Genomic DNA, 24347 nt, shown 5'->3' with positions numbered 1-24347 from the left:
CGTCAGCCCGTCGGTTGCGGGAGGCCGCCCACCTGACCGGGCGCGAGGTTGCCGTCCCGGATGTCGACCCAGAACTGGCCGACCGTCTCGGGGTCGAGCTGCACGGTCGACCCGAGGTTCCCGCCGGGGCGGAAGTCGGGGTTCGAGATCGGCGGGGTGCCGGTGATGCCGTCCGGCCCGTTGGCCTTGCGGAAGGCGAGCGCGAGCTTGCCGAGGTCCACGATGCCGGTCTTCTCGTCCACGGTGAGGGCACCCAGCCCGGAGTCGAGCAACGAGACCTGGTCGCCCGGGCGGAAGAGGATGCTGGGGTTCGCCGCCTGCGAGCTGATCGCGCCGACGACCTGGCGCTGGCGCTCGGCCCGTCCGATGTCGCCCTGCGGGTCGGAGTACCGCATACGCGAGAAGGCGAGCGCGGTGTGCCCGTCGGCCACGTGGCAGCCTGCCGTCCAGACGAGCTCGCTCTTCGGGTCGTCGACGTCGTAGTCGAGGCACAGCTCGACGCCGCCGACGGCGTCCACGATCCCCTCGACACCGCCGAACCCGACCTCGACGTAGTGGTCGACCGTGAGGCCGGTGAGCTGCTCGACGGTCTGCACGAGCAGCGCCGGGCCGCCCCAGGAGTACGCCGAGTTGAGCTTGCTCGACCCGTTGCCCGGGATCTCCGCGTACGTGTCGCGCGGCAGGCTGATGAGGGCGACCGGGCCGCTCGGCGGCGCGTGGAGGACCATGATCGTGTCGGTGCGGGCGCCCTCGGTGCCGTCCTCGCTGATGCCGTCCCCCCGCGCGTCCGACCCGGCGAGCAGGTAGGTGTTGCCCGCGGTGCCGGGAGCGCCGGAGAGCGCCTCGACGTGCTGGATCTTGCCGTTGGCCCAGATGAGGAGGCCGACGGGCCAGGCGAGGAGCGCGACGATGACGACGCCGGCGACGAGCCCGACGATGCGGCCCTTGCGGACGCGGAAGCCGCCGCCCGGACGGGACGCCCCGGTGGCGGTGGGTGGGCGTCCGCTGCCCGGGCCGCCGGGGCCGGCCGGGCGCGGGCGAGGTGCCGCGGTGGGTCGACGTCCCGCGGTCGCGGTCGCGGCGCGCGCGCTCGCGTGCGGGGACGACGAGACGCGAGCGGGAGCCGAGCGCTCGGGCGACCGCGCCGGCGCGACGGACGGGGGCAGCGCCGAGGCCACGGGCTCGCTCCGAGGTCGTGCGCGCCCCGCGGGCGGCGCCGGCGGCGGCGTGCCCTGGCGGGCCGGGGTCACGGGGATCTCGCGCGACGACTGGCGCCGGATGCGTGGCTCGGCCCGGACGGCGTCGTCGGGCACGGGCCGGGCCGGCGGACGGGGGCGACCGCTGTTCCCGACGGCGATCGCGTCGTCGGCCGACGTAGGCCGAGGCGAGCGACCGCCCTGGGGCGTGAAGCTCGGGGGCAGCGACCGGGGATCGCGGGAGTCGGTCATGGGATCACCCGCACTGCGCGGTCTCGTCGGCGGCGGAGAACGCCTCCTTGCCGGCTTCCTTCGTCTGCACCGGCGCGGGCTCGTCCGAGGCGGTGTCCGGCACCGGGGCGTCGTCGCCCTCGCTCGCCGGTGGCGCGTCGGTCGCGGCGTCGTCCGCCGGCTGGTCGGCCGCGGGGGCGGGCGTCACGATCGGCTCGTCCGCGCGCACCTTCGCCCACAGCTCGTCGGCCTCCGAGGTCCAGACGACCTTCGCGTCGGGGTCCCGCGGGTCCGGCGCGTTGGGAACGGTCATGAAGGTGATGTTGCCACTCGTCGCGCCCCGGAGGCTGAAGGCGAGCCCGGCGAGGCTCGGGATCGACGAGAGGTTGTCGCTCGTCGTCAGCGACCTGGTGCCCGCGTCGACGAAACCGTAGATCTGGCCGAGGTCCGAGAGCACGTTCTTCGACAGCACCTGGTTGACCGTCGCGGCGAGGAGCTGCTGCTGCCGGCCGATGCGGCTGAGGTCCGACCCGTCGCCCACCCCGTACCGGGCGCGCGCGAAGCCGAGCGCCTGGGCACCGTCGAGCGTCTGCCACCCCGCGGCGAGCTTCAGGTCCGCCTTGGGGGAGTCGATCGCCTCGGGGATGCACATGCGCACCCCGCCGATCGCGGACACCATGTTCTGGAAGCCCGCGAAGTCGACGACGACGAAACCGTCGACGTAGACGTCGGTGAGGCTCTCGACGGTCTGCATGGTGCACGCGGCGGCGGAGTCCACGTCGCCGCCGACGGTCGCCCCGTTGGCGAAGGCCGCGTTGAAGCGGGTGTTGGCGGGGGCGGTCGTCTTCCCGCTCGTCGTGTTGCACGCCGGGACGTCGACGCGCGAGTCGCGCGGGATCGAGATCATCTCCACGCGCGAGCGGTCGGCGGACACGTGCACGAGGATCGTCGTGTCCGAGCGCATGCCCTCGACGCCCTCGACCTCGTGGCCGTTCTCCCCGCCGCGCGCGTCGGACCCCATCACGAGGATGTTGAGGGGCTTCCCGGCGTTCGGGTCGCTCGGGTCCGGGGTGGTCTGCGCGGGACGGTCGTCGAGCAGGTCGAGCGCGCTCGACGACGTGATGTTGCCCTGGATGTTCGACAGCGCCGAGGCGCCGCCGACCGCGCCGAACGCGAGGACGGCCGTGGCGACGAGGCCCACCGAGCGCGCGACCCGGTGGGTGCGCTGCCGTCTCGCGTGCGCAGGACCGCGCGACGGCCGGGAGGCCGCGGCGCTGCGGTTCTGGGCGCGGGAGCGTGGGGTCACGGGCATCGAGCATAGGCGGACGCCGCGACGCGCTGGCGCGTGCACGGGGCTCGCGGCGTGGAGGAGTTGTGGAACCTACGGTTCCGACCGGGGACGCGTGGGCACCGCGCCGTCGTCGATCGTGGCGGTCCGCGCGGTCTCGTCGTGCTCGAGCTGGCCGACCGAGTCGTCGACGCGCTCGAGCGTGGCCTCGGCCAGGCCGAGCTCGCGCGTGAGCACGGTGATCTTCCGCTCGAGCTGGTTCGTGCGCCGGTGGCTCGTCGCGATGAAGCTGACGAACGCGATCACCAGCGCGTAGAGCAGCAGGTCGGTGCCTCGCCCGACGTCGAGCAGGTTGGCGACGAAGGTGAGCCACTCCGGGAAGAGGATCGCGAGGACCGCGCCGATGACGAACGCGACGAGCAGCAGCCGACGGATCGCCTGGTGCCGGGCGTTCGCGGTCGACCGGGTGAGCAGCACGGTCACCACGACGACCGCGGCGACGAGGATGACCTGGATGAGCATGACCGATCCCTGCTACTTGAAGACGAGGTCGACGAGGATGTTGACCGAGTTCCAGAGCGACTGGCCCTTGGCCTTGGAGTAGTCCGTGTACAGGACGTGGACCGGGTGCTCCCGCCACGGCAGCCGCGTCCGGCCGAGCTGGAGGACGATCTCGCTCGCGTGGGCCATCCGGTCCTGGCGAAGGTCGACGTGCCGCGCCGCGTCCACGCGGATGACCCGCAGGCCGTTGTGCGCGTCGGTGAGCCGCAGCCCGGTGCTCTGGTTGGTGAACCACACCGCCGTCCGCAGGACGAGGCGCTTGAGGAGCCCCGGCCTCGTGCGGTCGTCGAGGAAGCGCGAGCCGAACACGATCGCCACGTCCTCGGCGCGCGCGAGCTCCACCATCGCGAGCGCGTCCTCGACCTGGTGCTGGCCGTCCGCGTCGAACGTCACGAGGTACCGCGCGCCCTCCTGCGCCCGCGCGTACTCGATGCCGGTCTGGAGCGCGGCGCCCTGGCCGAGGTTCACCGCGTGGCGGACCACGACGGCGCCCGCCTCTCGCGCGCGCTCCGCGGAGTCGTCCGTGCTGCCGTCGTCGACGCAGACGACGTTCGGGAAGGTCTTGCGCGCCTCGGCGACGACGTCGCCGACCACCGCGTCCTCGTTGTAGAGCGGGATCACGAGCCAGACGTCGTCGGTGACGGTGCGGGTGGGCGCGCGACCGTCCGTCGCCGCGTCCGAAAAGTCCATGCCCTCATTCTTGCAGCATCCGGAGCGAGGTCAGGACGAAGGTCAGTCGTCCCGTGCCGACCGCGTCGGTAGGCTGGCCGGTGCGGTGCCGCGGTTAGAGTGAGCCCGCCCACTGCTGTCGAGAGCGAGGAGCTCCTCCCATCATGAGTGTGCGCATCGCACCCAGCGCCGACGTCGCCGAGAGTGCCGCGATCGGCGACGGCAGCCAGATCTGGCACCTCGCCCAGGTGCGCGAGGGGGTGTCGATGGGGGAGTCGTGCGTCGTCGGACGAGGCGCCTACATCGGCACCGGCGTGCAGATGGGCCGGAACTGCAAGGTGCAGAACTACGCCCTCGTGTACGAGCCGGCGACGCTCGCGGACGGCGTCTTCATCGGTCCCGCCGTGGTGCTGACGAACGACACCTACCCGCGCGCCGTGAACCCCGACGGCACGCTGAAGAGCGCGGACGACTGGCACGCCGTCGGCGTGACGATCGGCGAGGGGGCAGCGATCGGTGCGCGCGCCGTGTGCGTCGCCCCCGTCACGATCGGCGCCTGGGCGACCGTGGCCGCCGGCGCCGTCGTCACCAAGGACGTCCCGGACCACGCCATCGTCGTCGGGGTTCCCGCGCGACGGGTCGGCTGGGTCGGACGAGCAGGCCGACCGTTGGAGCGCGACGGCGAGCACTGGGTGTGCCCGGTGACGGGGGCCCGCTACGAAGAGAACGACGACACCATCAGAGAGGTTGCGGCCGAATGAGCCAGACACTGATCCCCGCGGCGAAGCCGATCGTCGGGGACGACGAGCGAGCGGCCGTGGACCGCGTGCTGCGCAGCGGGATGATCGCCCAGGGCCCGGAGGTCGCCGCCTTCGAGCAGGAGTTCGCCGACGTGCTCGTCGGCGGGCGCACGTGCGTCGCGGTCAACTCCGGGACCTCCGGCCTCCACCTGGGCCTCCTCGCCGCGGGCATCGGCCCGGGCGACGAGGTGATCGTCCCGTCGTTCACGTTCGCGGCGACCGCGAACTCGGTCGCGCTGACCGGCGCGACGCCGGTGTTCGCGGACATCGAGGCGGACCACTTCTGCCTGTCGCCCGACGCGGTGCGCGCCGCGATCACCGAGCGCACGAAGGCGATCATGCCGGTGCACCTCTACGGTCACCCGGCGGACATGACGGCGCTCGGAGCGATCGCCGAGGAGCACGGTCTGCTGCTCTTCGAGGACGCGGCCCAGGCGCACGGCGCGACGCTCGACGGCCGTCCGGTCGGCTCGTTCGGCACGTTCGCGATGTTCAGCCTCTACCCGACGAAGAACATGACGTCGGGCGAGGGCGGCATGGTGTCCTGCGCGACCGACGAGGTCGCCCGCAACGTCCGGCTGCTGCGCAACCAGGGCATGGAGCGCCAGTACGCGAACGAGGTCGTCGGCTTCAACGCCCGCATGACCGACGTCCACGCGGCGATCGGCCGGGTGCAGCTCACCAAGGTCCAGGGCTGGACCGCGGACCGTCAGCGCAACGCGGCGTTCCTCACCGAGAACCTCGAGGGCGTCGTCACGCCGCCCGTCGCCGACGGGGCGGTGCACGTCTACCACCAGTACACGATCCGGGTCGCCGACGACCGCGACGGCGTGGTGACCGCGCTGCGCGAGGAGCACGGCGTGGGCTCGGGCGTCTACTACCCGATCCCCAACCACCGTCTCGAGAGCCTGCGGCACTTCGCGCCGGGCCTCGACCTGCCCGAGACCGAGATCGCGGCGCAGCAGGTGATCTCCCTGCCGGTGCACCCGTCGCTCACCCAGGCCGACCTCGACCGCATCGTCACCGCGGTCAACACCGTCGTGAAGGCAGGTGCGTGATGGCCGACCTCCGCGCAGGCCTCATCGGCCTCGGTGCCATGGGTCGGCACCACGCCCGGGTGCTCCGCGAGATCGACGGCGTCGACCTCGTGGCCGTCGCCGACCCGGGCGGCGACCCCTACGGCGTGTCGGGTGACCTCGACGTCCTCCCCGACGTCGACGCGCTGATCGCCGCCGGGATCCAGATGGCCGTCGTCGCGGTGCCCACCGTCTTCCACGAGGACGTGGCGCTCGCCCTCGCCGCCGCCGGCGTCCACACGCTCGTCGAGAAGCCCATCGCCGCCACGAGCGAGGCCGGCCGGAAGGTCGCCCAAGCGTTCGCGGAGGCCGGCCTGGTGGGCGCCGTCGGGCACATCGAGCGCTTCAACCCCGCGCTCCAGGAGCTCCGCCGCCGCACGGAGGCGGGCGAGCTCGGCGAGGTGTACCAGATCGCGACCCGCCGCCAGGGCCCCTTCCCCGCGCGCATCGCCGACGTCGGGGTCGTCAAGGACCTCGGGACCCACGACATCGACCTCACGGCCTGGGTCGCCCAGAGCCCGTTCCAGTCGGTCGCGGCGCAGACGACCCACCGCAGCGGCCGTCCTCACGAGGACATGGTCACGGTGACCGGACGTCTCGAGAACGGCGTCGTGACGAACCACGTCGTCAACTGGCTCTCGCCGATGAAGGAGCGCGTCACCATCGTCACCGGCGAGCGCGGCGCGTTCGTCGCCGACACGGGGACCGCCGACCTCACCTTCTACGCCAACGGGGTCATCCCGACGGAGTGGGAGGCCGTCTCGGCCTTCCGGGGCGTCTCCGAGGGGGACGTCACGCGGTACGCCTTCGCGAAGCGGGAGCCGCTCCGCGTCGAGCACGAGGCGTTCCGCGACGCGGTGCTGGGGCTGCGCCACGACGTCGTGACCATGGAGGAGGGGCTGCGCACCCTCGAGGTCGCGGAGGCGGTGCTCGATTCGTCCCGTACGGGCACGATGATCACCCTCTGAACCTGCTCGCCCGCACTGCGGACTTTCTCCCGGGAACGTACGGTGACGAGAGAGTGCCCAAGGCACACATCTCGACCACAGGGGAGGAACGATGCAGTCGCATCGGTTCGGTACGTCACTTCGATCCCTCGTGGCGGGCGCCGCGGTACTCGCGCTGCCGTTCACGGCAGCGACCGCCGCGCCCGCCACGGCGGCACCAGCCACCGCGGCACCCGCTCGCGCCTCGCTCGAGGCGCCGGAGGGCGGTGAGGGGATCGAGTCCGACGTCGCGGAGCTCGCCGTGGACGAGAGCCCCCAGGCGCTGGACGCGCCCACGGACGCCGACGCCCCGTTCACGGAGGCAGGTGCTCCCGAGCAGGACGGCACGGTCGTCGCGACCTCCGGCGAGACGACGGGCCTCGCGGTGGTCGGCGTCACCTGGGAGCAGGGCACCGCACCCGACGGTGCGACCGTGGTGCTGCGGACGCGCACGGCCAAGACCTGGTCGGAGTGGGCGGTCCTCGACCAGGAGGAGGTCGTCTCCGACGACCCGACGGAGGACCAGGTCGGGTCCGACGCGACCGTGCTCCGCGACGGCACGGAGCCGGCCTTCGTCGGGGACGTCGACGAGGTCGAGGTCGCGGTGCGCGGCGCCGCCGACAGCCTGCCCCAGGACATCCGCCTCGTCGTGATCGAGCCGGGGGAGGCGGACGCGGAGCCGACCGTGGCGACGACGAGGCTCGTGGAGGAGCCGGACGTCGCGCCGCCCGCGATCGTCGACGAGTCCGCGTCCGGCGGCACCACCTTCGAACCCGACGGCTTCGCGGCGGCCGCCGTGTCCCGTCCGACGATCAACACGCGCGCGCAGTGGGGCGCCGACGAGTCGATCATGACCTGGACGCCGCAGGTCGGCCGCGTCAACGGCGCCGTGGTGCACCACACCGCCGGCTCCAACAACTACACCGCGGCGCAGGTGCCGTCGATCATCCGGGGCATCTACACCTACCACGCGCAGTCCCGCGGCTGGGGCGACATCGGCTACAACTTCCTCGTCGACAAGTTCGGTCGCATCTGGGAAGGACGCGCGGGCGGGGTGGAGCGCGCGATCGTCGGCGCGCACGCGTCAGGCGTGAACTCGCACACGTTCGGCCTCTCGCTCATGGGGAACTACGACCAGGTCGGCGTCCCCGCCGCGGCGATGGACGCGATGTCGCGACTGATCGCCTGGAAGCTCTCGCTCCACGGCGTCAGCGCGAACGGGACGGCGAGCATCGACGGGCGCACCATGTCGGCCGTCGTCGGCCACCGGGACGTCGGCCAGACGTCGTGCCCGGGCGCGAACCTGTACCCGCGGCTCGGTGAGCTCCGCTCGAAGGCGGCTTCCCTCCAGGGTTCGGCACCCTTCCGGACGACCTCGCGGAGCCTCGCGGGCGACGCCCTGCCCGAGCTCGTCGTCGAGCAGCGAGGGACGGTCTCGCTCCGGGCACCCCGCGGCTGGGGGTGGGAGGCGCCGACCACCGTCAGCACGGGCTGGGCCGGGCGCACGCTCGTCGCGGCCGGTGACTGGGACCGGGACGGTCGCGGCGATCTCGTCTGGCGCGACGCGAGCGGTCGGCTCTTCCTCCTGGCCCGCACGGCGAACGGCTGGGCAGCACCCCGGCAGATCGGCGAGGGCTGGTCCGTGATGAACGCGATCGTCGGCGGCTTCGACTGGGACGGCAACGGCTATCCCGACCTGCTCGCGCGACGAGCGAGCGACGGAGGCCTCTGGCTCTACCCCAACAACGGACGCGGTGGCTTCGGCAGCCCGCGGCAGATCGGCTGGGGCTGGCAGAGCATGTCGGCCATCACGATGATCGGGAACCTCCGCTCGGGCCCGGCGCTCGTCGCGCGCGACGCGACCGGCCGCCTCGTGACCTACCGGGGCGACGGGCGGGGCGGGTTCAACGGCACCGTGCGCCTGGGCCAGGGGTGGAACGCGATGACGACACTGATCGGCGTCGGGGACGCGTCCGGTGACGGGCACGCCGACCTGATCGCCCGTGACCGGGACGGGTTCCTGTGGAGGTACCCCGGCGACGGCCAGGGGTCGTTCGGTGCGCGGACCCAGATCGGGAACGGTTGGCAGTCGTTCTCCGCGGTCGTGGGGACGCGGTCGGGGGACGTCATCGAGGTGTACCCGGTCGACCGCTCCGGAAACCTGCGCCGCTACCCGTACTCGAAGGACGACCGGTTCGGCACGACCCTCCCCACCTCGGTGCGTGTCGGGGCGGGGGCCTCGGTCGTCCCCTCCGGTGACTGGAACGGTGACGGGCGCCCCGACCTGATGGTGCGCGGGTCCGACGGGCGGCTGTTCCTGCACGCCGGCACGGGCGACGGCGCCTTCTCGCCGACCGCCACGCAGATCGGTGTCGGATGGAGCGGGATGGTGTCGATCGTCGGCGCTCCCAACTTCGCCGGGGACGGCCGTCCCGCGCTCCTCAGCCTCGAGCGGGGCTCCGGCCGGATCTGGGTCTACCCGGGCGACGGCAGAGGTGGTTTCGGCCGACCGTTCGTCATCGGCACCGCCCCCGGTGCCGACACGCTCGTCAGCGTCGGGGCGTGGACCGGCCGCGTCCCCGACGTCGTGACGCGCGAGAGCGGCGCGCTCGTCCTGCGCGAGGGCAACGGTGCCGGACAGCTCGGCGCTCCGCGCAGGATCGGTCAGGGCTGGGGCGGCGCGGCGTCGATCATCGGTGTCGGTGACGCCACCCGCGACGGCCGGCCCGACATCGCCCTCGTGGCGGCTGACGGCACGGTCCGGCTCTACCCCGGGGACGGCCGAGGCGGCTTCCTCGCGAGCTATCCCTTCGGGAGCGTGCCCCAGGGCGCCGCGACGTCATGACCGTCCTCGGTGCGCCGTCCCGGGTCCTCGTGGACGACCCGGGACGGCGCTGCCGCGCGGCGGTCGGTGCCGGGGCTGCAGGGTTCGCGTAGACAGCCGACGGTTCGCCCGGGGCAGGGCGGTCGTGCGCCGTCCTCGCCGAGCCCGCGGCCTGGAGCCGTCCCGGCGTCGCCGACGGCGTGCCGCACGACGACGCCGGGACGCACGGCGGGTTCAGCTCAGGACGCGGACCACCTCCCAAGCGCTCCCGATCACGCGGGGCGACCCGAAGCGGTCGCCCAGCCACGGGTAGATCCGCAGCGCGCCGTCGCTGCCGGACGCGAGGACGTCGGGCCGGGTGTCGCCGTCCCAGTCGTCGACCACCGTCAGCAGCCGCATCCCGGACCAGCCCGTGCCGATCTGCCGGCCGGAGAATCCTCCGTTCACGCCGCCCTGGTAGAGGAAGAGTCGGCCGTCCGCCGCTCGGGCGACGAAGTCGACCCGACCGTCACCGGTCCAGTCGCCACCGCCGAGGACCGCGGTCATGCCTCCCCAGCCCGGACCGACCCGGAACCGGGACTGGAAGCTGCCGTCGCCGCGACCGGGGTACTGCCACATGACCCCGCCGCTGTCGATGGCGAGCATGTCGACGGCACCGTCACCGTCGATGTCCCCGGGCATGACGATCATCCGGAAGCCGCCCCACCCGGGCCCGACCTTGGTGGCCGAGCCGAACCCGCCCTTGCCGTCCGGTTCGTACCGCCACAGGACGCCCGTCTGGTCGACGGCGAGGACGTCCGTGCGCCCGTCGCTCGTCAGATCGTTGGCCCGCACCACCAGCCGCATGCCCGACCAGCCCTTGCCGACCTGGCGCCAGCCCGCGAACCCGCCGTCGCCCGTGCCCTCGTACGACCGGAGGCTCCCGTCGTTCATCACGGCCACGAGATCGGGGCGGCCGTCGGCGGTGGTGTCCGAGTCCAGGCGGGTGCTCCCGGTCAGCTTCCACCAGTCGCTCCGGAGCCCGAGCGCGGAACGGAACGCGCTCCCCGACACGGTGACGCTGCCCGACGAGCCGGCGATCACGACGTCCACGACCCGGCCGCCCCACTCGCCGTCCCCCGTCCTGCGCGACGTCTCGACGTAGCGGGGCGTACCCACCTGCGGGTACGCGGTGCGCAGCCTCTCCGTCGTGACGCGGAGCGACCAGCTGTGCACCGGGTTCCCGATCGCGTCCCACGGGTCGGGCTTGGCGACCTGGTAGGCCAGCGACCCCGACGCGGTCCAGCCCCCGTTCGACGAGCTGAACTGGGTGAAGGCAGGGGCGCCGCCGAAGTACCGCACCTGGTTGGCCGTACCCGCGATGGCAGCGTCCGTCGTGCTCGCCTCGTGCGTCGTCGTCACGACGCCGGCGCTGTTGTAGGTGCGATACCCGGGGTACACCTGGCACGACGTCGTGTCGCAGGTGTGCCACGGTGCGCTCGGACGAGCGGCCCGGTCGAACGACGCGTACGTCCGCGCGGCGACGGCCTGAGCCCGCAGGGCGTCGGCGGGCCAGCTCGACGGGGACTCGGACGGGACCACCGAGCGGAGGTAGGACTCCATGGGGAGCGCGTTGACGGTCCGCAGGCGTGGTGCGGCTCCGTCCTCGACCGCTCGGACGGAACCGCGGTAGAGCTTGCTCGTGCCGTTCGGCAGGAGCAGCCGCACGGTGCCCGACGGCGCCTCGATGCCGAGGAAGGACGACGACGCCCCCTGCGACCAGGGCCGCCACGCACCGTTGACGAGCCCGTGGAGGAAGAGACCTTCGGCCTGCCGGACGATGCGCCACTGCGTCACGGTCTCTCCGGGGAACCCGATGGGCCGTCTCGTGTTCCGGGTGTCGGACGCCGTCATGCCGTCCTGCGCGACGACCCGGACCTCGTTGTCGTCGTCCGCGGAGACGAGCACCCGGATCTCCGCGTTGTTCTGCGTGACGCGCGTCGTCCCGGGGTAGTAGAAGTCGAGGATGTCCTGGTACCCGACCCCCTGCGTGGCCGCACCGCGCGCACCCCACTGGGACAGTCCACGGCCGTGACCGAACCCGTGCCCGGCGATCGTCACCGCGCCGCCCGGCGGGAGGTAGACCCTCTCGGACGTGGTGACGACGGCAGCGGCCGCTGCCGACGTCACGCCCAGGACGGCGACCATCGCCGCGGTGACGACGCTCGCGACGAGCGACCTTCGATGCATGTGTGAGCTCCTTGTCGATCCGGAGACCAGCGTAGGCATCCGACGACGTCATCGCCGGTTCGCGCGACACGAACACCTAGGATGAATCCGCCCCGTCAGCGAGGAAAGGACGCCGCGTGCGTGTCGCGCTTGCCAGCAGGATCTACGACCCGGAGCCCGCGGCCGCAGCGTTTCGGCTCCGCGCGCTGGCCGAGGCGCTGGCCGAGGAAGGTCACGACGTCCAGGTCCTCACGGTCGCCGCACCGCGGGGCACGGTTCCCGGACCGGTCGGGGAGCGGGTGCGTGTCCGTCGTTGGCCCGTCCTGCGCGATCGACAGGGCTACGTGCGCGGGTACGTCCAGTACCTGAGCTTCGACGTCCCGCTGTTCCTCCGGCTCCTCCTGACGCGGTCGCTCGACGTCGTCGTCGCCGAGCCGCCCCCGACGACCGGTGTCGCGGTGCGGCTCGCGTGCGCGGTGCGTCGGATCCCCTACGTCTACTACGCCGCCGACGTCTGGTCCGACGCGGCGGACACCAGCGGAGCGGCCCCGGGGCCCGTGGTCCGCGCGCTGCGCGCCGTCGAGTCGTGGGTGCTGCGGGGCGCTGCCCGCGTGGTGGCCGTGACCGACGGCGTCGCGGACCGGGTCCGCGAGCTCGGGGCGCGCGACGTGGCCGTCGTGCGCAACGGCATCGACACCGAGGTGTTCCGACCAGACGGCGAACCGGCTGCGTCCCGACCGCCGGGGCCGTACGCCGTCTACGCCGGGACCACCTCCGAGTGGCAGGGCGCCGACGTCTTCGTCCGGGCGCTCCCCGCCGTCCGAGCCGCGGTCCCCGGCGCGACTCTCGTCTTCCTCGGCCAGGGGAGCGCCTGGGAGGAGATCGAGCGGGTCGCGCGGTCCCTCCCCGACGGGGCGGAGGCGGTGCGCATGCTCCGCACCGTCCCGCCCGCCGAGGCGTCGGCCTGGCTCCGCGGTGCGCGCGCGGCACTCGTCTCGTTGCGACCGGGACTCGGGTACGACTTCGCCTTCCCGACGAAGGTGTACGCGGGACTGGCGTCCGGCACGCCGGTGCTCTACGCCGGACCGGGCGCCGCGCGCACGGTGATCCGTCAGGACCGCCTGGGTGCGGCCGTGGACCACGACGTCGACGAGGTCGCCCGCGCCCTCTCCGAACTTCTCGCCGTGGAACCGGCGCCGACGGAGCGGACGCGGCTCGCGCGCTGGGCCGAGGAGAACGCCTCGGCACGGGCTCGGGCGCGCACGGTCGCCGAGGTCGTCCGCGGGGCGTCGCGCGGGGCCCGGCCGTGAGCGGCGTCCGACCCGCCGTGACGGTCGCTCCCGCCCGACAGGACGAGGGGGCCGCGCCGTGCGACTGACGTCCGTCCTCGGCCGGATCTACCAGCGCACGCCGGGAGGACTCCGCCGACTCGCAGGGCGGGCGTCGTCGGCGCTGCCCCCGGCGGTCGAGGAGCGACTGGCGGCGTGGGCCGCGCACCGCCCGTACGTCGCGCCTCCACCGCCGGTCGACGTCCCCGACGCACGCGTCCGGCTCTACGTCGCGCCCGCCAACTATGCCGGTCAGGGCTACGCCTGGGCCCGTGCGGTCGAGCGGCACCTCGACGGGGTCGGGGCCCGGAACATGGCTCCGCTCGGAGGGTTCGGGTTCCAGGCCGACCAGCACGTGCCGGGCCACGTCTACCGGACGTCCCGCAGCTGGCAGCGCGCGGAGCGGGCAGCCGTCGAGAAGTTCACGCACGTCATCGTCGAGGCGCAGCTCCCCCTGTTCCCCCGACTGTCCCGGGGCGGAACGGCGGACGAGGTGGCGCGGCTGCGCGCGGCCGGCGTCTCCGTGGCCACGCTGAGCCACGGCAGCGAGGTCCGGCTGCCGAGCGCGCACGCGCGGCGCGAGGAGCACTCCCCGTTCCGGGGCGCGTACGGCGACGCCGCGGTGCTCGAGTCGGTGGCGACGAGCAACCTGGCCCGGCTGCGGGAGCTGAGAGACCGGGGCGTCCCTGCGTTCGTGTCGACGCCCGACCTCCTGCTCGACGTGCCGTGGGCGACGTGGCTCCCCGTCTGCGTCGACACGAGCACCTGGGCGGTCGAGGCCGCGCCGATGGTGCGCCGGGTCCCGGTGGTCGTCCACGCGCCGAGCAGGGGGTCGCTCAAGGGCACCGACCTCGTCGAGCCGGTGCTCCGCGAGCTGGACGAGTCCGGCATGATCGAGTACCGGCAGGCGAAGGGGCTCGACCGCGCGGGCATGCAGGAGCTCTACCGGCGGGCGGACGTCGTGCTCGACCAGTTCGCGTTGGGCAGCTACGGCGTCGCGGCCTGCGAGGCGATGGCGGCGGGGCGCGTGGTGGTGTCGCACGTCTCCGACCAGGTGCGCGACGAGGTACGTCGGAGCACCGGTACGGACCTGCCCGTCGTGCAGGCGGAGGCGGGGTCGTTGCGCGCCGTGCTCCTGCGGCTCCTCGACGACCGTGACGCGGCCCGGGACGCGGCGTCCCGAGGCCCGGAGCTCGTCCGTCGACTCCACGACGGGCGCGCCGCGGCCGCAGCGTTGGCGCCCTTCCTCGGGGTGGATCCGCCGTCGTGATCGTGGCCTGATTCGTCCCGGTCGTGTGGGACGATGGTGGCTCCTCGTCTCCGTGCCGACCCTGGAGCCTTGTTGCTGTCGCTCTACTCCGTCGCCCGGCAGGTGCTGCGCATCCTCCCGCCAGGGACCTCCCGCTTCTACCTGCGACTCATCTCTGCCTCCACGGCCCTCGCACTGCTCGACGTGCTCTCGATGGGTCTCTTCGCGGTCGTGATGACGCCGACGCTCACCGGCTCTCCGATCAAGCTGCCGGTCCTGGGGACGTTCCCGCCCGACGCGGCGGTCTGGTTCGTCGTCGTCGCGTGCGGGCTCATCGTCCTGAAGGGCGCCGCGACCCTGCTGCTGCAGTGGTGGGCGACGCGCCGGTTCGCCCGGTACGAGCTCGAGGTCGGTGACCGCCTCTTCCAGGCCTACACCCGGTTGACGTGGGAAGAGCGTTCGCGGCGCAGCACGTCCGACCTGACGCGCGTGGCCGACACGGGCATCGCCAACACGATCATGGGATTCCTCATCCCGCTCTCGACGATCCCGACGAACGCCCTGACGTTCGTCGCGGTGGCCTCGGTCCTGCTGGTCGCGCAGCCGGTCAGCGCGCTCGCCGTGATGGCCTACCTCGTCCTCGTCGGCGTCTTCATGTCGACGTACCTCTCGCGCAAGGTCGCCGCCGCCGGGCGCACCAACCGGACCTACGCCTACCGCGCGGCCGGGGTCATGACCGAGCTCGTCGAGGCGCTGAAGGAGTTCACGCTCCGCGGGCGGCTGGACGCGGTGCGCCTCCACGTGCGCGAGATCCGCTCGCACGCCGCACACTCCCGCGCGAACATCTCGTTCCTGTCGATCGTGCCGAAGTACACGATGGAGGCGGCGCTCATGGTGGGCATGCTCATCGTGGGCGGGATCTCGTACGCGTCCGGAGGGCTGGACGAGGCGGTCGCCGCGATCGCGCTCTTCACGCTCACCGGCTTCCGCATGCTGCCGGCGATCAACGGGGTCCAGGCCAGCCTCACGCAGGCGAGCTCGAACGAGGTCCACGCCCGCAACGTCGTCTCGGACATCACCGACGCCCAGACGGCCGCGCGAGAGGCCGAGCTGGCCGACGTCCGCACGCTTCCGGACGCGCCCCGGAACCTCGAGCTCCGCGACGTCCGTTTCCGGTACCCGGGCACCCAGACCGACGTGCTCGAGGACCTGACGCTCACGATCCCGTTCGGCAGCACGCTCGGCATCGCCGGCCCGTCCGGCGCCGGCAAGTCGACGCTCGTCGACATCCTCCTCGGTCTCTCGAGGCCGACCGCGGGAACCGTCGAGGTCGACGGCGTCCCCATCGCCGAGGCGCAGAGGAGCTGGCGTTCCCGGGTGGCGTACGTCCCGCAGAGCGTGGCGGTGTTCGCCGCCTCGATCGCCCAGAACGTCGCGCTGACGTGGGGAGACGACTTCGACCGCGAGCGCGTGGTCAGCGCGCTGCGACGGGCGCAGCTCGACGAGCTGCTCGACACCCGCGAGGGCGGGATCGACGCGATGCTCGAGGAGCGGGGCGCGAACCTCTCCGGCGGCCAGCGGCAGCGACTGGGTATCGCGCGGGCGCTCTACTCCGACCCGCTCGTGCTCGTGCTCGACGAGGCGACGAGCGCGCTCGACGGACGCACCGAGGACGCCGTGGCGCAGGCCATCCGGAACCTGCAGGGCGAGGTCACCATCATCGCGGTCGCGCACCGGCTCGCGACCATCCGGTCGTTCGACGCGATCGCCTACATGGACAGCGGTCGCATCCTCGCCACGGGTTCCTTCGAGGACCTCCAGCGGGTCGTCCCGGACTTCCGGGTGCAGGCGCGCCTGGCGGGCCTGGAGGTGGCCGATGTCTGAGCGGCCGCGCCTCCTCATCCTCTCGTTCTCGCCGATCGCGAGCGACGCCCGGGTGCTCAAGCAGGTCCGCCTGTTCGCCGAGCGTTACGACGTCACGACCTGCGGGTTCGGACCGCAGCCCCACCCCGACGTCGAGCACGTGCAGGTCGCCGACCCGGTCGTGCCCGCCGACCCGCGGCGGGCGCGCGTGCGAGGGCTCGTCACCGAGGCGCTCAAGAGCGTCCGTCTGTACCGCGCCGCCTACTGGCGCAACGCCTGGGCCCGGGAAGCCCGGCAGAGGCTCCGCGGCCGCGACTTCGACGTGGTGCTGGCGAACGACGTGGACACGGTCATCCTCGCTCGGACCCTCGTCGGTCTCGACCGTCTCCACGTGGACCTCCACGAGTTCTGGCCGCTCGAGGGGGCCGCGCTGCGGGGACGTCGGCGACTTCCCGGCGTCTACAACGCCTGGGTCTGCACCCGGCTCGCCGGCCGCGCCGCCTCGACCACCACGGTCGGGCCCGGTATCGCGCGAGAGTACGCGAGCCGTTGCGGGTTCGAGCCCGCCGTGGTGCCGAACGTCCCGCCGTTCCACGCGCTCGAGCCCGGCGCCGTCGGCCGTCCCCTCCGCCTCGTGCACGCGGGGGTCGGCGCACCCTCGCGGGGGATCCACAAGCTCGTCGAGGCGGCGCTGACGACGCGGGCCGACGTGACCCTCGATCTGTTCCTCGTCCCGACGAACAAGGCGTACGTGGACGAGCTCCGTGCCCGGGCGGCCGGCACGGACGGGCGGGTGACCGTGCACGACCCGGTGCCGCAACCGGAGCTCGTGCGCTCGCTCAACCGGTTCGACGTCGGCGTCTACCTCCTCGAGCCGCAGACGGTGAACAGCCGTTTCGCGCTGCCCAACAAGATCTTCGACTTCCTGCAGGCACGGCTCGGAGTCGTCGTGGGGCCCTCGCCCGAGATGGCGGCCCTGGTCAGGACGACGGGTGCCGGGACGGTCGCCGACGGCTTCGAGGCCGCAGACCTGCGCCGTGTCCTCGACGACCTGGGGGCCGAAGAGGTGGCGCGGTGGAAGGACGCGGCGGACGGCGCCGCCACGACGTACTCGGCCGAGAACGTCGTCGGCGTCTGGTCGGAGGCGATCGACGCCATCGTCGACCGGCGCGGCCGCGCCTGACCCGAGCAGCCACCAGCCGAGGAGCCCTGTGTCTCGTCCCCGTCTTCTCATCCTGTCCTTCTCGCCGATCGCCTCGGACGCGCGGGTCCTCAAGCAGGTCCACGCGTTCCAGGACGACTACCAGGTGACGACGTGCGGGTACGGTCCTGCGCCGGGCGGCGTCGAGCACCTGCGGATCCCGGACGGCGTCCGCGCGGACGACACGAACTTCCGGCTCCTGGCGGCACGGCTGTACCGCGCCGCGTACTCGTCGACCGGCGCCGTCCGTGCGGCGCGTCGGCTTCTCGCGGGCCGGTCGTTCGACGTGGTGCTCGCCGACGACGTGGAGACGGTGCCGCTCGCGCTCGAGCTGGCACCGCCCGGCCGCGTCCACGCCGACCTGCACGAGTACTCCCCGCGTCTGCACGACGACGTCCGCGCCTGGGTGTTCTGGCGGGCGCCCTACGTGCGCTGGCTGTGCCGCCGGTACGTGCGTCGGGTCGCGTCGACCACGACCGTGGGTCAGGGGCTCGCCCGGCAGTACGAGGACGACTTCGGCTTCCGCCCGGGTGTCGTCACCAACGCGACCCCGTACGCCGACCTCGCTCCGGGCGCCGTGGGGGAGACGGTCCGTGTCGTCCACAGCGGTGCGGCGCTGAGGAACCGCGACCTCGGGCTCCTCATCGAGGCGGTCGAGGACGCAGCCGCCCCGGTGACCCTCGACCTCTACCTCGCGCCCAACGAGCCCGCCTACCTCGACGAGCTCCGCGCCCTCGCCGCCGCGGGGAGCCGCACGCGCGTGCACGACGCCGTGCCGTACGAGCGGCTCGTCGCGACCCTCAACACGTACGACGTCGGCGTGCACGTCCTTCCGCCCGTCAACTTCAACAACCGGTTCGCCCTGCCGAACAAGTTCTTCGACTACGTCCAGGCGCGGCTGGCGCTCGTGGTCGGCCCGACGCCCGAGATGGCCGAGGTCGTCCGTGCGCGCGGTCTGGGGCTGGTGACCGAGGACTTCACCGCCGGGGCCCTCGCGGACGCGGTGGGGAGGCTCACGCCCGAGAGCGTCGCCTCCTTCAAGGCGGCGTCGCAGGCCGCCGCGCGCGACCTCTCCGCGGAGACGCAGGTGGCCGGGTGGGTCCGTGCCGTGGACGCGATCGCCCGGGGCGTGCGCGCATGACGCCCGTCGTCGACGTGGTCGTCGCGGTGCACGACCTCCGCCGGGAGATCGGCCGTGCCGCGGCGTCCGTGCTGGCTGCTCGGGTGCCGATGCGGCTCACGATCGTCGCCCACCACCTCCGTGCCGACGAGGTGCTCGGTGCGCTCGGCGCCGTCGCCGAGGACGACCGGCTCCGCGTCGTGGAGCTCCACGACGGGCAGAGGTCGCCCGCCGGTCCGTTCAACCACGGGCTCGCGCTCGCGGACGCGCGGTACGTCGCCATCATGGGCTCGGACGACTTCGTCGAGGCGGACGCCCTCGACGCCTGGGTGGCCCTTGCCGAGGAGCGCTCCACCGACTATCTCCTGGTCCCTCTCCGGCACCAGGACGGCGCACGGTCGCACGACCCCCTCGTGCGCCGCGGTCGCACCGAGCCGCTCGACCTGGTCCGTGACCGTCTCGTGTACCGCACCGCCCCGTTGGGGCTCGTGCGACGGACGTACCTGGAGAAGCTGGGGACGAGGCTCACGCCCGGTCTGCGGACCGGCGAGGACATCGAGCTCGGGCTGGCGCTGCTCACCGGGGGCGGTCGCGTCGACCACGACCCCGGACTCCCCGCGTACGTCATGGGGGCCGACGCGCCGGAGCGCGTCACGCTGGAGACGCGTCCGGCCGCCGCGGAGCTCGAGCCCGTCGAGAGGCTCCTCGGGACGTCGACGGTCGCGTCGCTGGGCCCGCGCGCACGACTCGCGGTCGCGATCAAGCTCGTGCGGTTCCACGTCGTCCCGGCGATGACCCGACGCCCGGAGCGGGAGGCGTGGGAGGACGACGACCTGGCGTGCCTCGACCGGGTGGTGCGGGGGATCGTCCGGCTCGCGCCGCGGGTGGCCGGTGCGGTGTCCGTGGCCGACGCGCGGCTGCTCCGCGCGGCCCGCAGCCGCCGCGCCGACGTGGTCGCGGCGGCTGCCCGCCGGTGGCTCGACGGCTCACCGGTCGACCGCGCGCTGACGCGCTCGCCGTGGCGCACGATCGACGTCGACGGCCCGGGCCGGCGAGCGGTCGTCCTTCGACGCGTCACCGTCCGAGCGCCCGGCAGCGCCCGTACCGAGGGGTCGCCCGAGCCGTCGCGCGCTGGTCGCCCGCCCACGACGGCGACCGCGCTCCGTGCGGCGTGGGCTCGCAAGGGACTGCCCCCGCGCACGCAGCTCCCACCCCGCGTCAACGCGGCCGTCGACTACGTCGCGGACCACCCCCGCAGCCTCCCCGGACGCGTCGCCGCGTGGCGCTTCGGCGCCGTCCGTCGCGACGCGGTGCCTCCGCCCACCTCGCTCCCGCCGACCCCGACGCGGGTCTACATCGGTCCCGTCAACTACTCGGAGCAGGGGTACGCGTGGGCGCGCGCCCTGGAGCGGGCCCGGCCCGACGTCGGCGCGCGCAACATGAGCGTCGAGGTCCCGCGAGGCTTCGCCTTCCGTTCCGACACGGAGGTGCCCGAGGCGGTGTACCACAGGTCCCGTGCCTGGCAGGAGGCCGAGCTCGCCGCCGTGCGTCGATTCACCCACGCGCTGGTCGAGGCGGAGCGACCGCTGTTCGGGCGGTTGTTCTGGCGTGACGTCGAGGCGGAGGGGGCCGAGCTCGCCGCCGCAGGGGTGTCCACGGCCTACCTCGCCCACGGCACGGACGTCAGGCTGCCGTCTCGGCACGTCCGGCGGACGCCCTGGTCGCCCTACCTGGACCCCGACATGTACGTCGCTCGCCACGAGGCGGAGGCGCGGCGGAACATCGACCTGCTGGACCGGCTGGGCCGACCGCTCTTCGTCTCGACGCCGGACCTCCTGGCAGACCTGCCTCGCGCGGCGTGGGTACCGGTCGTCGTCGAGCCGGACCGCTGGTCCGTCGCCCGAGGTGACGAGAGATCCGTCCCCGTCGTCGCGCACGTCCCGAGCAACGCGGGCATCAAGGGGACGGAGCTGATCCGCCCGGCGATGCAGCGCCTGCACGACCGCGGGATCATCGAGTACCGCGAGATCTCCGGTGTCCCGTCGTCGCGGATGCCCTCGCTCTGGGCCGACGCGGACATCGTGCTCGACCAGTTCCGGCTGGGGTCCTACGGCGTGGCGGCGTGCGAGGCCATGGCGGCGGGCTGCGTCGTCGTCGGGCACGTCCTGGACGACGTCCGGGCCACCGTGCGTGCCGCGGCCGGTCGTGAGCTCCCGGTCGTGGAGGCGGCGCCGGACGTGATCGAGGCGGTCGTCGAGGACCTCGCGCGTGACGCGAGCCGACGGTCGGAGGTCGCGGACGCGGGGCGCGAGTTCGTCCGTGCCGTGCACGACGGCGAGATGAGCGCCCGCGTCCTGCTCGACGCGTGGATCGACCCGCACGTCCCGGACTAGGGGGAGGCGCCGGCGGCTACGCCGACGCCAGGACCTCCAGGACCCGGCGGGCGGCCGCGCCGTCGCCGTAGGGCGCCGCCTCAGTGGGCCGAGGCGCCGGGCGGCCGACGGCTGCCGCGATCTCCTCGGTCGTGTCCGCGAGGACGTTCCAGCCCAGGTCGACGGTCTCCACCCACTCGGTCTCGGTGCGGACGGTGGTGCACGGCACCCGCAGGAGGAACGCCTCCTTCTGGAGACCGCCCGAGTCCGTCACGACACCGGCGCTCGCCAGCACGGCGGCGACGAGGTCGGGGTAGGCGAGCGGGGCGTGCACCCGCAGGGAGCCCTGGTCCAGCGTCACGCCGTGGAGCGCGGCCTTGGCGACGACACGAGGGTGCGCCAGGAGGACGACGGGGCGGTCCAACGAGGACAGGGCGTCGGCGATCGCGCGGAGGCGCTGCGGGTCGTCGGTGTTCTCCGCGCGGTGGAGCGTCGCGACGTAGTACCCGCCCCGCTCGAGGGAGAGCTCCGTCACGAGGTCGGCGGGCTGGCCGGAGACGGCGTCGCGGACCTGGAACAGGACGTCGGTCATGACGTCACCCACGAGGACCGATCGCTCGGCGAGCCCTTCGGCCGCGAGGTGCCCCATCGCGACCTCGGTCGGTGCGAGGCACAGGTCCGCGGCGTGGTCGGTGAGGACCCGGTTGTGCTCCTCGGGCATGCGTCGGTTGAAGGACCGCAGGCCTGCCTCGAGGTGCGCCAGTCGGAAGTGCAGCTTGACGGCGGCGACGGCGGCGGCGAGCGTCGAGTTGGTGTCTCCGTAGGCGAGCACCCAGTCCGGGCGGTGCTCCTCGAGGACGCCGTCGAGAGCTCCCAGGATGGCGCCCGTCTGGACGCCGTGGCTCCCGGACCCGACGCCGAGGTGCACGTCGGGGTCCGGGATCTCGAGGTCCTGGAAGAACACGTCGGACAGCATCGGGTCGTAGTGCTGGCCGGTGTGCACGATGACGTGCTCGACACCCGCCGCGGACGCGGCGCGAGCGATCGGGGCGAGCTTGACGAACTGGGGGCGGGCGCCGACGACGCTGAGGAGCTTCACGGGCGACGATGCTATCCGGTCGCCCTGGTACCGTCCTCCGTGATGAAGATCGTCGCCGTGACCACGTGGTATCCGACCGGGTCGAGCCCTTCCCTCGGTGCTTTCGTCGAGAAGGACGTCGAGGTGCTCTCGCGTGACCACGAGGTCGAGGTCGTCCATCTCGTGCCCCCCTCGCACCACGACGGCGAGGCCGTCGTCGAGCGGAACGGCGTCACGGTGCGTCGCGTCGTGATGTCGACCCAGAGGCCCGATCACGTCGTGCGTGCGGCGCGGGAGCTCCGACCTCTGCTCCGGGGTGCCGATCTCGTCCACACGATGGCGTTCTCCGCGCTCCTCCCGTTCGGGCTGGGCCGTCCGGACGTGCCGTGGGTCCACACCGAGCACTGGTCGGGCCTGACCAACCCGTCCACGCTCCCCGCGTCCTGGCGGGTCGCGCTCCCGGCGCTGCGGCCGCTCCTGGCACGGCCCGACGTCGTGACCGCCGTCTGCGACTACCTGGCGCGGCCGATCCGTGCGGTCCGCACGGGCCGCACCGTGATCGTCCCGTGCATCGTGCCCGCTCCCCGGCCGCTCCCTGGGCGCCCCGCGCGGACCGAGGCGCTGCGGCTGGCCGCCGTGGGCGGTCTGATCGACAGGAAGGACCCCGTCCTCGCGGTCGAGACGATCGCCGCGCTCCGGGAGCGCGACGTCGTCGCGGACCTCACCTGGGTCGGTTCGGGCCCGCTCCGCGACCGCGTCCTCGAGCGCGCCCGCGAGCTGGGGGTCGCGGACCGCGTCCACCTGGCCGGCGTGCAGGACGCCCGGGGCGTCTCGCGCGTCCTCGCGGACGCCGACATGTTCTTCCTGCCCACACGGGCGGACAACTTCTGCGTCTCGGCGGCTGAGGCGCTGGTGCACGGGCGGCCTGTCGTGGTCGGCGCGACCGGGGGCCAGGGCGAGTACATCGAGCCGGAGGTCGGGAGCCTCGTGGGAGTCCAGGACGCCGGGGCCTACGCCGACGCCATCCTCGCGACGGACGACCGGACGCGCGTGCTCGACGCCGCGCAGATCGCGGGCACCATCGGGGACAGGTTCAGCCCGGAGGCCGTGCAGGACGGCTACGCGGGGGCGTACCGGGACGCCCTGCGGACACGCGGCGGAACGCGGCGGTGACTGCTCCCGAGGTCGACGTCGTCGTCGCCGTCCACGACGCGAGGCGGCCCGTGGCCCGGGCCGCCGCGTCGGTGCTGGATCACCAGGACGTGCGGGTCCGGCTCACCGTCGTGTGCCACAACATCGACCGCGCGCGCATCGCCGACGGTCTGGGGAGCGGGATCCTCGACGAGGTCGGGGGCCGCGTCAGGCTGCTCGAGCTGCACGACGGCATCCCGAGTCCTGCCGGACCGTTCAACCTCGGTCTCGACCACGCCGAAGCACCCTTCGTGGGCATCATGGGCTCGGACGACTGGCTCGAGGAGGGTGCCCTGGCGTCATGGCTCGCGCTCGCGCGGGCGACCGGGGCGGAGGCGGTGGTACCGCGCCTGAGGCACGCGAGCGGGAGCCGCGTGCCGACACCGCCCGCACGGCCCGGCCGTGCCCGGGACCTGGACCTCGTCAAGGACCGTCTCGCGTACCGCAGCGCGCCGCTCGGGCTCATGGCACGACCGACGATCGACCGCCTGGGCCTGCGGATGCGCGCAGGCCTCCCGGTCGGGGAGGACGTCGCCTTCGCGACCGCGCTGTGGGCGGGCGCGCGCGTGGCGCTGGACCGGCGTGGGCCCTCGTACGTGATCGGTGACGACGCCGTCGAGCGGGTGACGTACGCGCCCCGGTCGATCGGGGACGAGCTCGCGTTCGTCGGCGACCTGCTGACGATGCCGTGGTTCGCCGCGCTGGACCTCACCGCGCGTCGGTCGGTCGCGGTCAAGATCCTCAGGATCCATGTCTTCGGGGCGGTCTTCCACCGGCAAGCCCCCGAGTTCTGGACGACGGACGAGCGTCGGCACCTGCGGGCCGTCGCCGTCGCGCTGCACGAGGCCGCTCCGGGTTTCGACCGTGTGCTCTCCTTCGCAGACCGTCGCCTCCTCGACGCGGTGCGCGCGCCCGACGTCGCCGCGGAGGCCTTGATCGCCGCATCGATCGGTCGGCGTCGGCACGGGCGACCGGACACGGTGGCACCGCGCGACCTGACACGGCTCCTCGCCCGCGAGGCCCCGCCACGACTCATGGCGGCCTCGTTTCTGGCGACGCGCTGAGCACGCCTATTGTTCTCTCGGACCACCATCCTGACGACGCAC

Annotated in this window: 18 protein-coding genes; 12 read left to right on the top strand and 6 right to left on the bottom strand. The window is 73.4% G+C overall.

Translation table 11 applies throughout. From position 1 onward, the window contains the following. Nucleotides 1–2 precede the first annotated feature (2 nt). The 4 genes from ACI769_RS11425 to ACI769_RS11410 form a co-directional block, all read right to left on the bottom strand. The gene (locus ACI769_RS11425) at nucleotides 3–1448 is read right to left on the bottom strand and encodes an LCP family protein (RefSeq protein ID WP_409141605.1); all 1446 of its coding nucleotides are present in this window, start codon (nucleotides 1446–1448) and stop codon (nucleotides 3–5) included. Between the two features lie 4 nt (nucleotides 1449–1452). After that, nucleotides 1453–2739 carry an LCP family protein gene (locus tag ACI769_RS11420; RefSeq protein ID WP_081599807.1) on the bottom strand — a complete coding sequence of 429 codons (1287 nt, stop codon included), beginning with the start codon at nucleotides 2737–2739 and terminating at the stop codon, nucleotides 1453–1455. Between the two features lie 69 nt (nucleotides 2740–2808). Further along, the gene (locus ACI769_RS11415) at nucleotides 2809–3237 is read right to left on the bottom strand and encodes a DUF2304 domain-containing protein (RefSeq protein ID WP_051876380.1); all 429 of its coding nucleotides are present in this window, start codon (nucleotides 3235–3237) and stop codon (nucleotides 2809–2811) included. Between the two features lie 12 nt (nucleotides 3238–3249). Next, the gene (locus tag ACI769_RS11410; RefSeq protein WP_034650615.1) at nucleotides 3250–3966 is read right to left on the bottom strand and encodes a glycosyltransferase family 2 protein; all 717 of its coding nucleotides are present in this window, start codon (nucleotides 3964–3966) and stop codon (nucleotides 3250–3252) included. A 143-nt stretch (nucleotides 3967–4109) separates the two neighbouring features. Here ACI769_RS11410 and ACI769_RS11405 point away from each other — a divergent pair, with 143 nt between their 5' ends. From ACI769_RS11405 to ACI769_RS11390, 4 genes are all read left to right on the top strand, one after another. Further along, the gene (locus ACI769_RS11405; protein ID WP_085387512.1) at nucleotides 4110–4706 is read left to right on the top strand and encodes an acyltransferase; all 597 of its coding nucleotides are present in this window, start codon (nucleotides 4110–4112) and stop codon (nucleotides 4704–4706) included. Next, nucleotides 4703–5803: a DegT/DnrJ/EryC1/StrS aminotransferase family protein gene (locus ACI769_RS11400; RefSeq protein WP_085387513.1), complete on the top strand. Its 1101-nt coding sequence runs from the start codon at nucleotides 4703–4705 to the stop codon at nucleotides 5801–5803. Before ACI769_RS11405 ends, ACI769_RS11400 begins: the two co-directional genes overlap by 4 nt. Further along, a complete protein-coding gene (locus ACI769_RS11395) occupies nucleotides 5803–6789 on the top strand; it encodes a Gfo/Idh/MocA family protein (protein ID WP_034650607.1) in 987 nt (328 codons plus the stop codon). Before ACI769_RS11400 ends, ACI769_RS11395 begins: the two co-directional genes overlap by 1 nt. Before the next feature lie 91 nt (nucleotides 6790–6880). Next, complete coding sequence (locus ACI769_RS11390) at nucleotides 6881–9652, top strand: FG-GAP-like repeat-containing protein (RefSeq protein WP_409141604.1); 2772 nt, start codon at nucleotides 6881–6883, stop codon at nucleotides 9650–9652. Nucleotides 9653–9865: 213 nt separating this feature from the next. Here the strand turns inward: ACI769_RS11390 and ACI769_RS11385 are convergent, their stop codons facing one another. Continuing rightward, nucleotides 9866–11860 (bottom strand): SpoIID/LytB domain-containing protein, encoded by a 1995-nt coding sequence (locus ACI769_RS11385; protein WP_409141603.1) that lies wholly within the window; start codon nucleotides 11858–11860, stop codon nucleotides 9866–9868. Nucleotides 11861–11976: 116 nt separating this feature from the next. Between ACI769_RS11385 and ACI769_RS11380 the strand changes: the two genes are divergently transcribed. The 6 genes from ACI769_RS11380 to ACI769_RS11355 all read left to right on the top strand — a co-directional run bounded on the left by ACI769_RS11380 (nucleotide 11977) and on the right by ACI769_RS11355 (nucleotide 20993). Then, a complete protein-coding gene (locus ACI769_RS11380; RefSeq protein WP_081895710.1) occupies nucleotides 11977–13149 on the top strand; it encodes a glycosyltransferase family 4 protein in 1173 nt (390 codons plus the stop codon). Between the two features lie 58 nt (nucleotides 13150–13207). Then, a complete protein-coding gene (locus tag ACI769_RS11375) occupies nucleotides 13208–14437 on the top strand; it encodes a hypothetical protein (protein ID WP_051027622.1) in 1230 nt (409 codons plus the stop codon). 69 nt (nucleotides 14438–14506) lie between these two features. Then, on the top strand, nucleotides 14507–16300 hold the full coding sequence (locus ACI769_RS11370; protein ID WP_232322740.1) for an ABC transporter ATP-binding protein: 1794 nt from the start codon (nucleotides 14507–14509) through the stop codon (nucleotides 16298–16300). Then, on the top strand, nucleotides 16293–17462 hold the full coding sequence (locus ACI769_RS11365; RefSeq protein ID WP_409141602.1) for a glycosyltransferase family 1 protein: 1170 nt from the start codon (nucleotides 16293–16295) through the stop codon (nucleotides 17460–17462). Before ACI769_RS11370 ends, ACI769_RS11365 begins: the two co-directional genes overlap by 8 nt. Before the next feature lie 28 nt (nucleotides 17463–17490). Continuing rightward, the gene (locus ACI769_RS11360) at nucleotides 17491–18621 is read left to right on the top strand and encodes a glycosyltransferase family 1 protein (RefSeq protein ID WP_396052434.1); all 1131 of its coding nucleotides are present in this window, start codon (nucleotides 17491–17493) and stop codon (nucleotides 18619–18621) included. After that, on the top strand, nucleotides 18618–20993 hold the full coding sequence (locus ACI769_RS11355) for a glycosyltransferase (RefSeq protein WP_051027624.1): 2376 nt from the start codon (nucleotides 18618–18620) through the stop codon (nucleotides 20991–20993). The genes ACI769_RS11360 and ACI769_RS11355 overlap by 4 nt, the downstream gene beginning before the upstream one ends. A gap of 16 nt (nucleotides 20994–21009) precedes the next feature. On the opposite strand, the gene wecB is transcribed toward ACI769_RS11355, so the two are convergent. Then, entirely contained in the window at nucleotides 21010–22071 is a 1062-nt protein-coding gene (wecB, locus tag ACI769_RS11350; protein WP_085387518.1) for a non-hydrolyzing UDP-N-acetylglucosamine 2-epimerase, read from the bottom strand. Between the two features lie 57 nt (nucleotides 22072–22128). On the opposite strand from wecB, the gene ACI769_RS11345 reads away from it, so the two are divergent. Both ACI769_RS11345 and ACI769_RS11340 read left to right on the top strand, forming a co-directional pair. Then, on the top strand, nucleotides 22129–23223 hold the full coding sequence (locus tag ACI769_RS11345) for a glycosyltransferase (protein ID WP_409141601.1): 1095 nt from the start codon (nucleotides 22129–22131) through the stop codon (nucleotides 23221–23223). Continuing rightward, nucleotides 23220–24305, top strand: a complete 1086-nt coding sequence (locus tag ACI769_RS11340; RefSeq protein ID WP_034650588.1) for a hypothetical protein — start codon at nucleotides 23220–23222, stop codon at nucleotides 24303–24305. Before ACI769_RS11345 ends, ACI769_RS11340 begins: the two co-directional genes overlap by 4 nt. Nucleotides 24306–24347: the final 42 nt, after the last annotated feature.

This window comes from Cellulosimicrobium sp. RS (assembly GCF_046159675.1).
In the GTDB taxonomy this organism is placed as follows: Bacteria; Actinomycetota; Actinomycetes; order Actinomycetales; family Cellulomonadaceae; genus Cellulosimicrobium; species Cellulosimicrobium funkei.
This window is presented reverse-complemented; position numbering and strand designations above follow the sequence as displayed.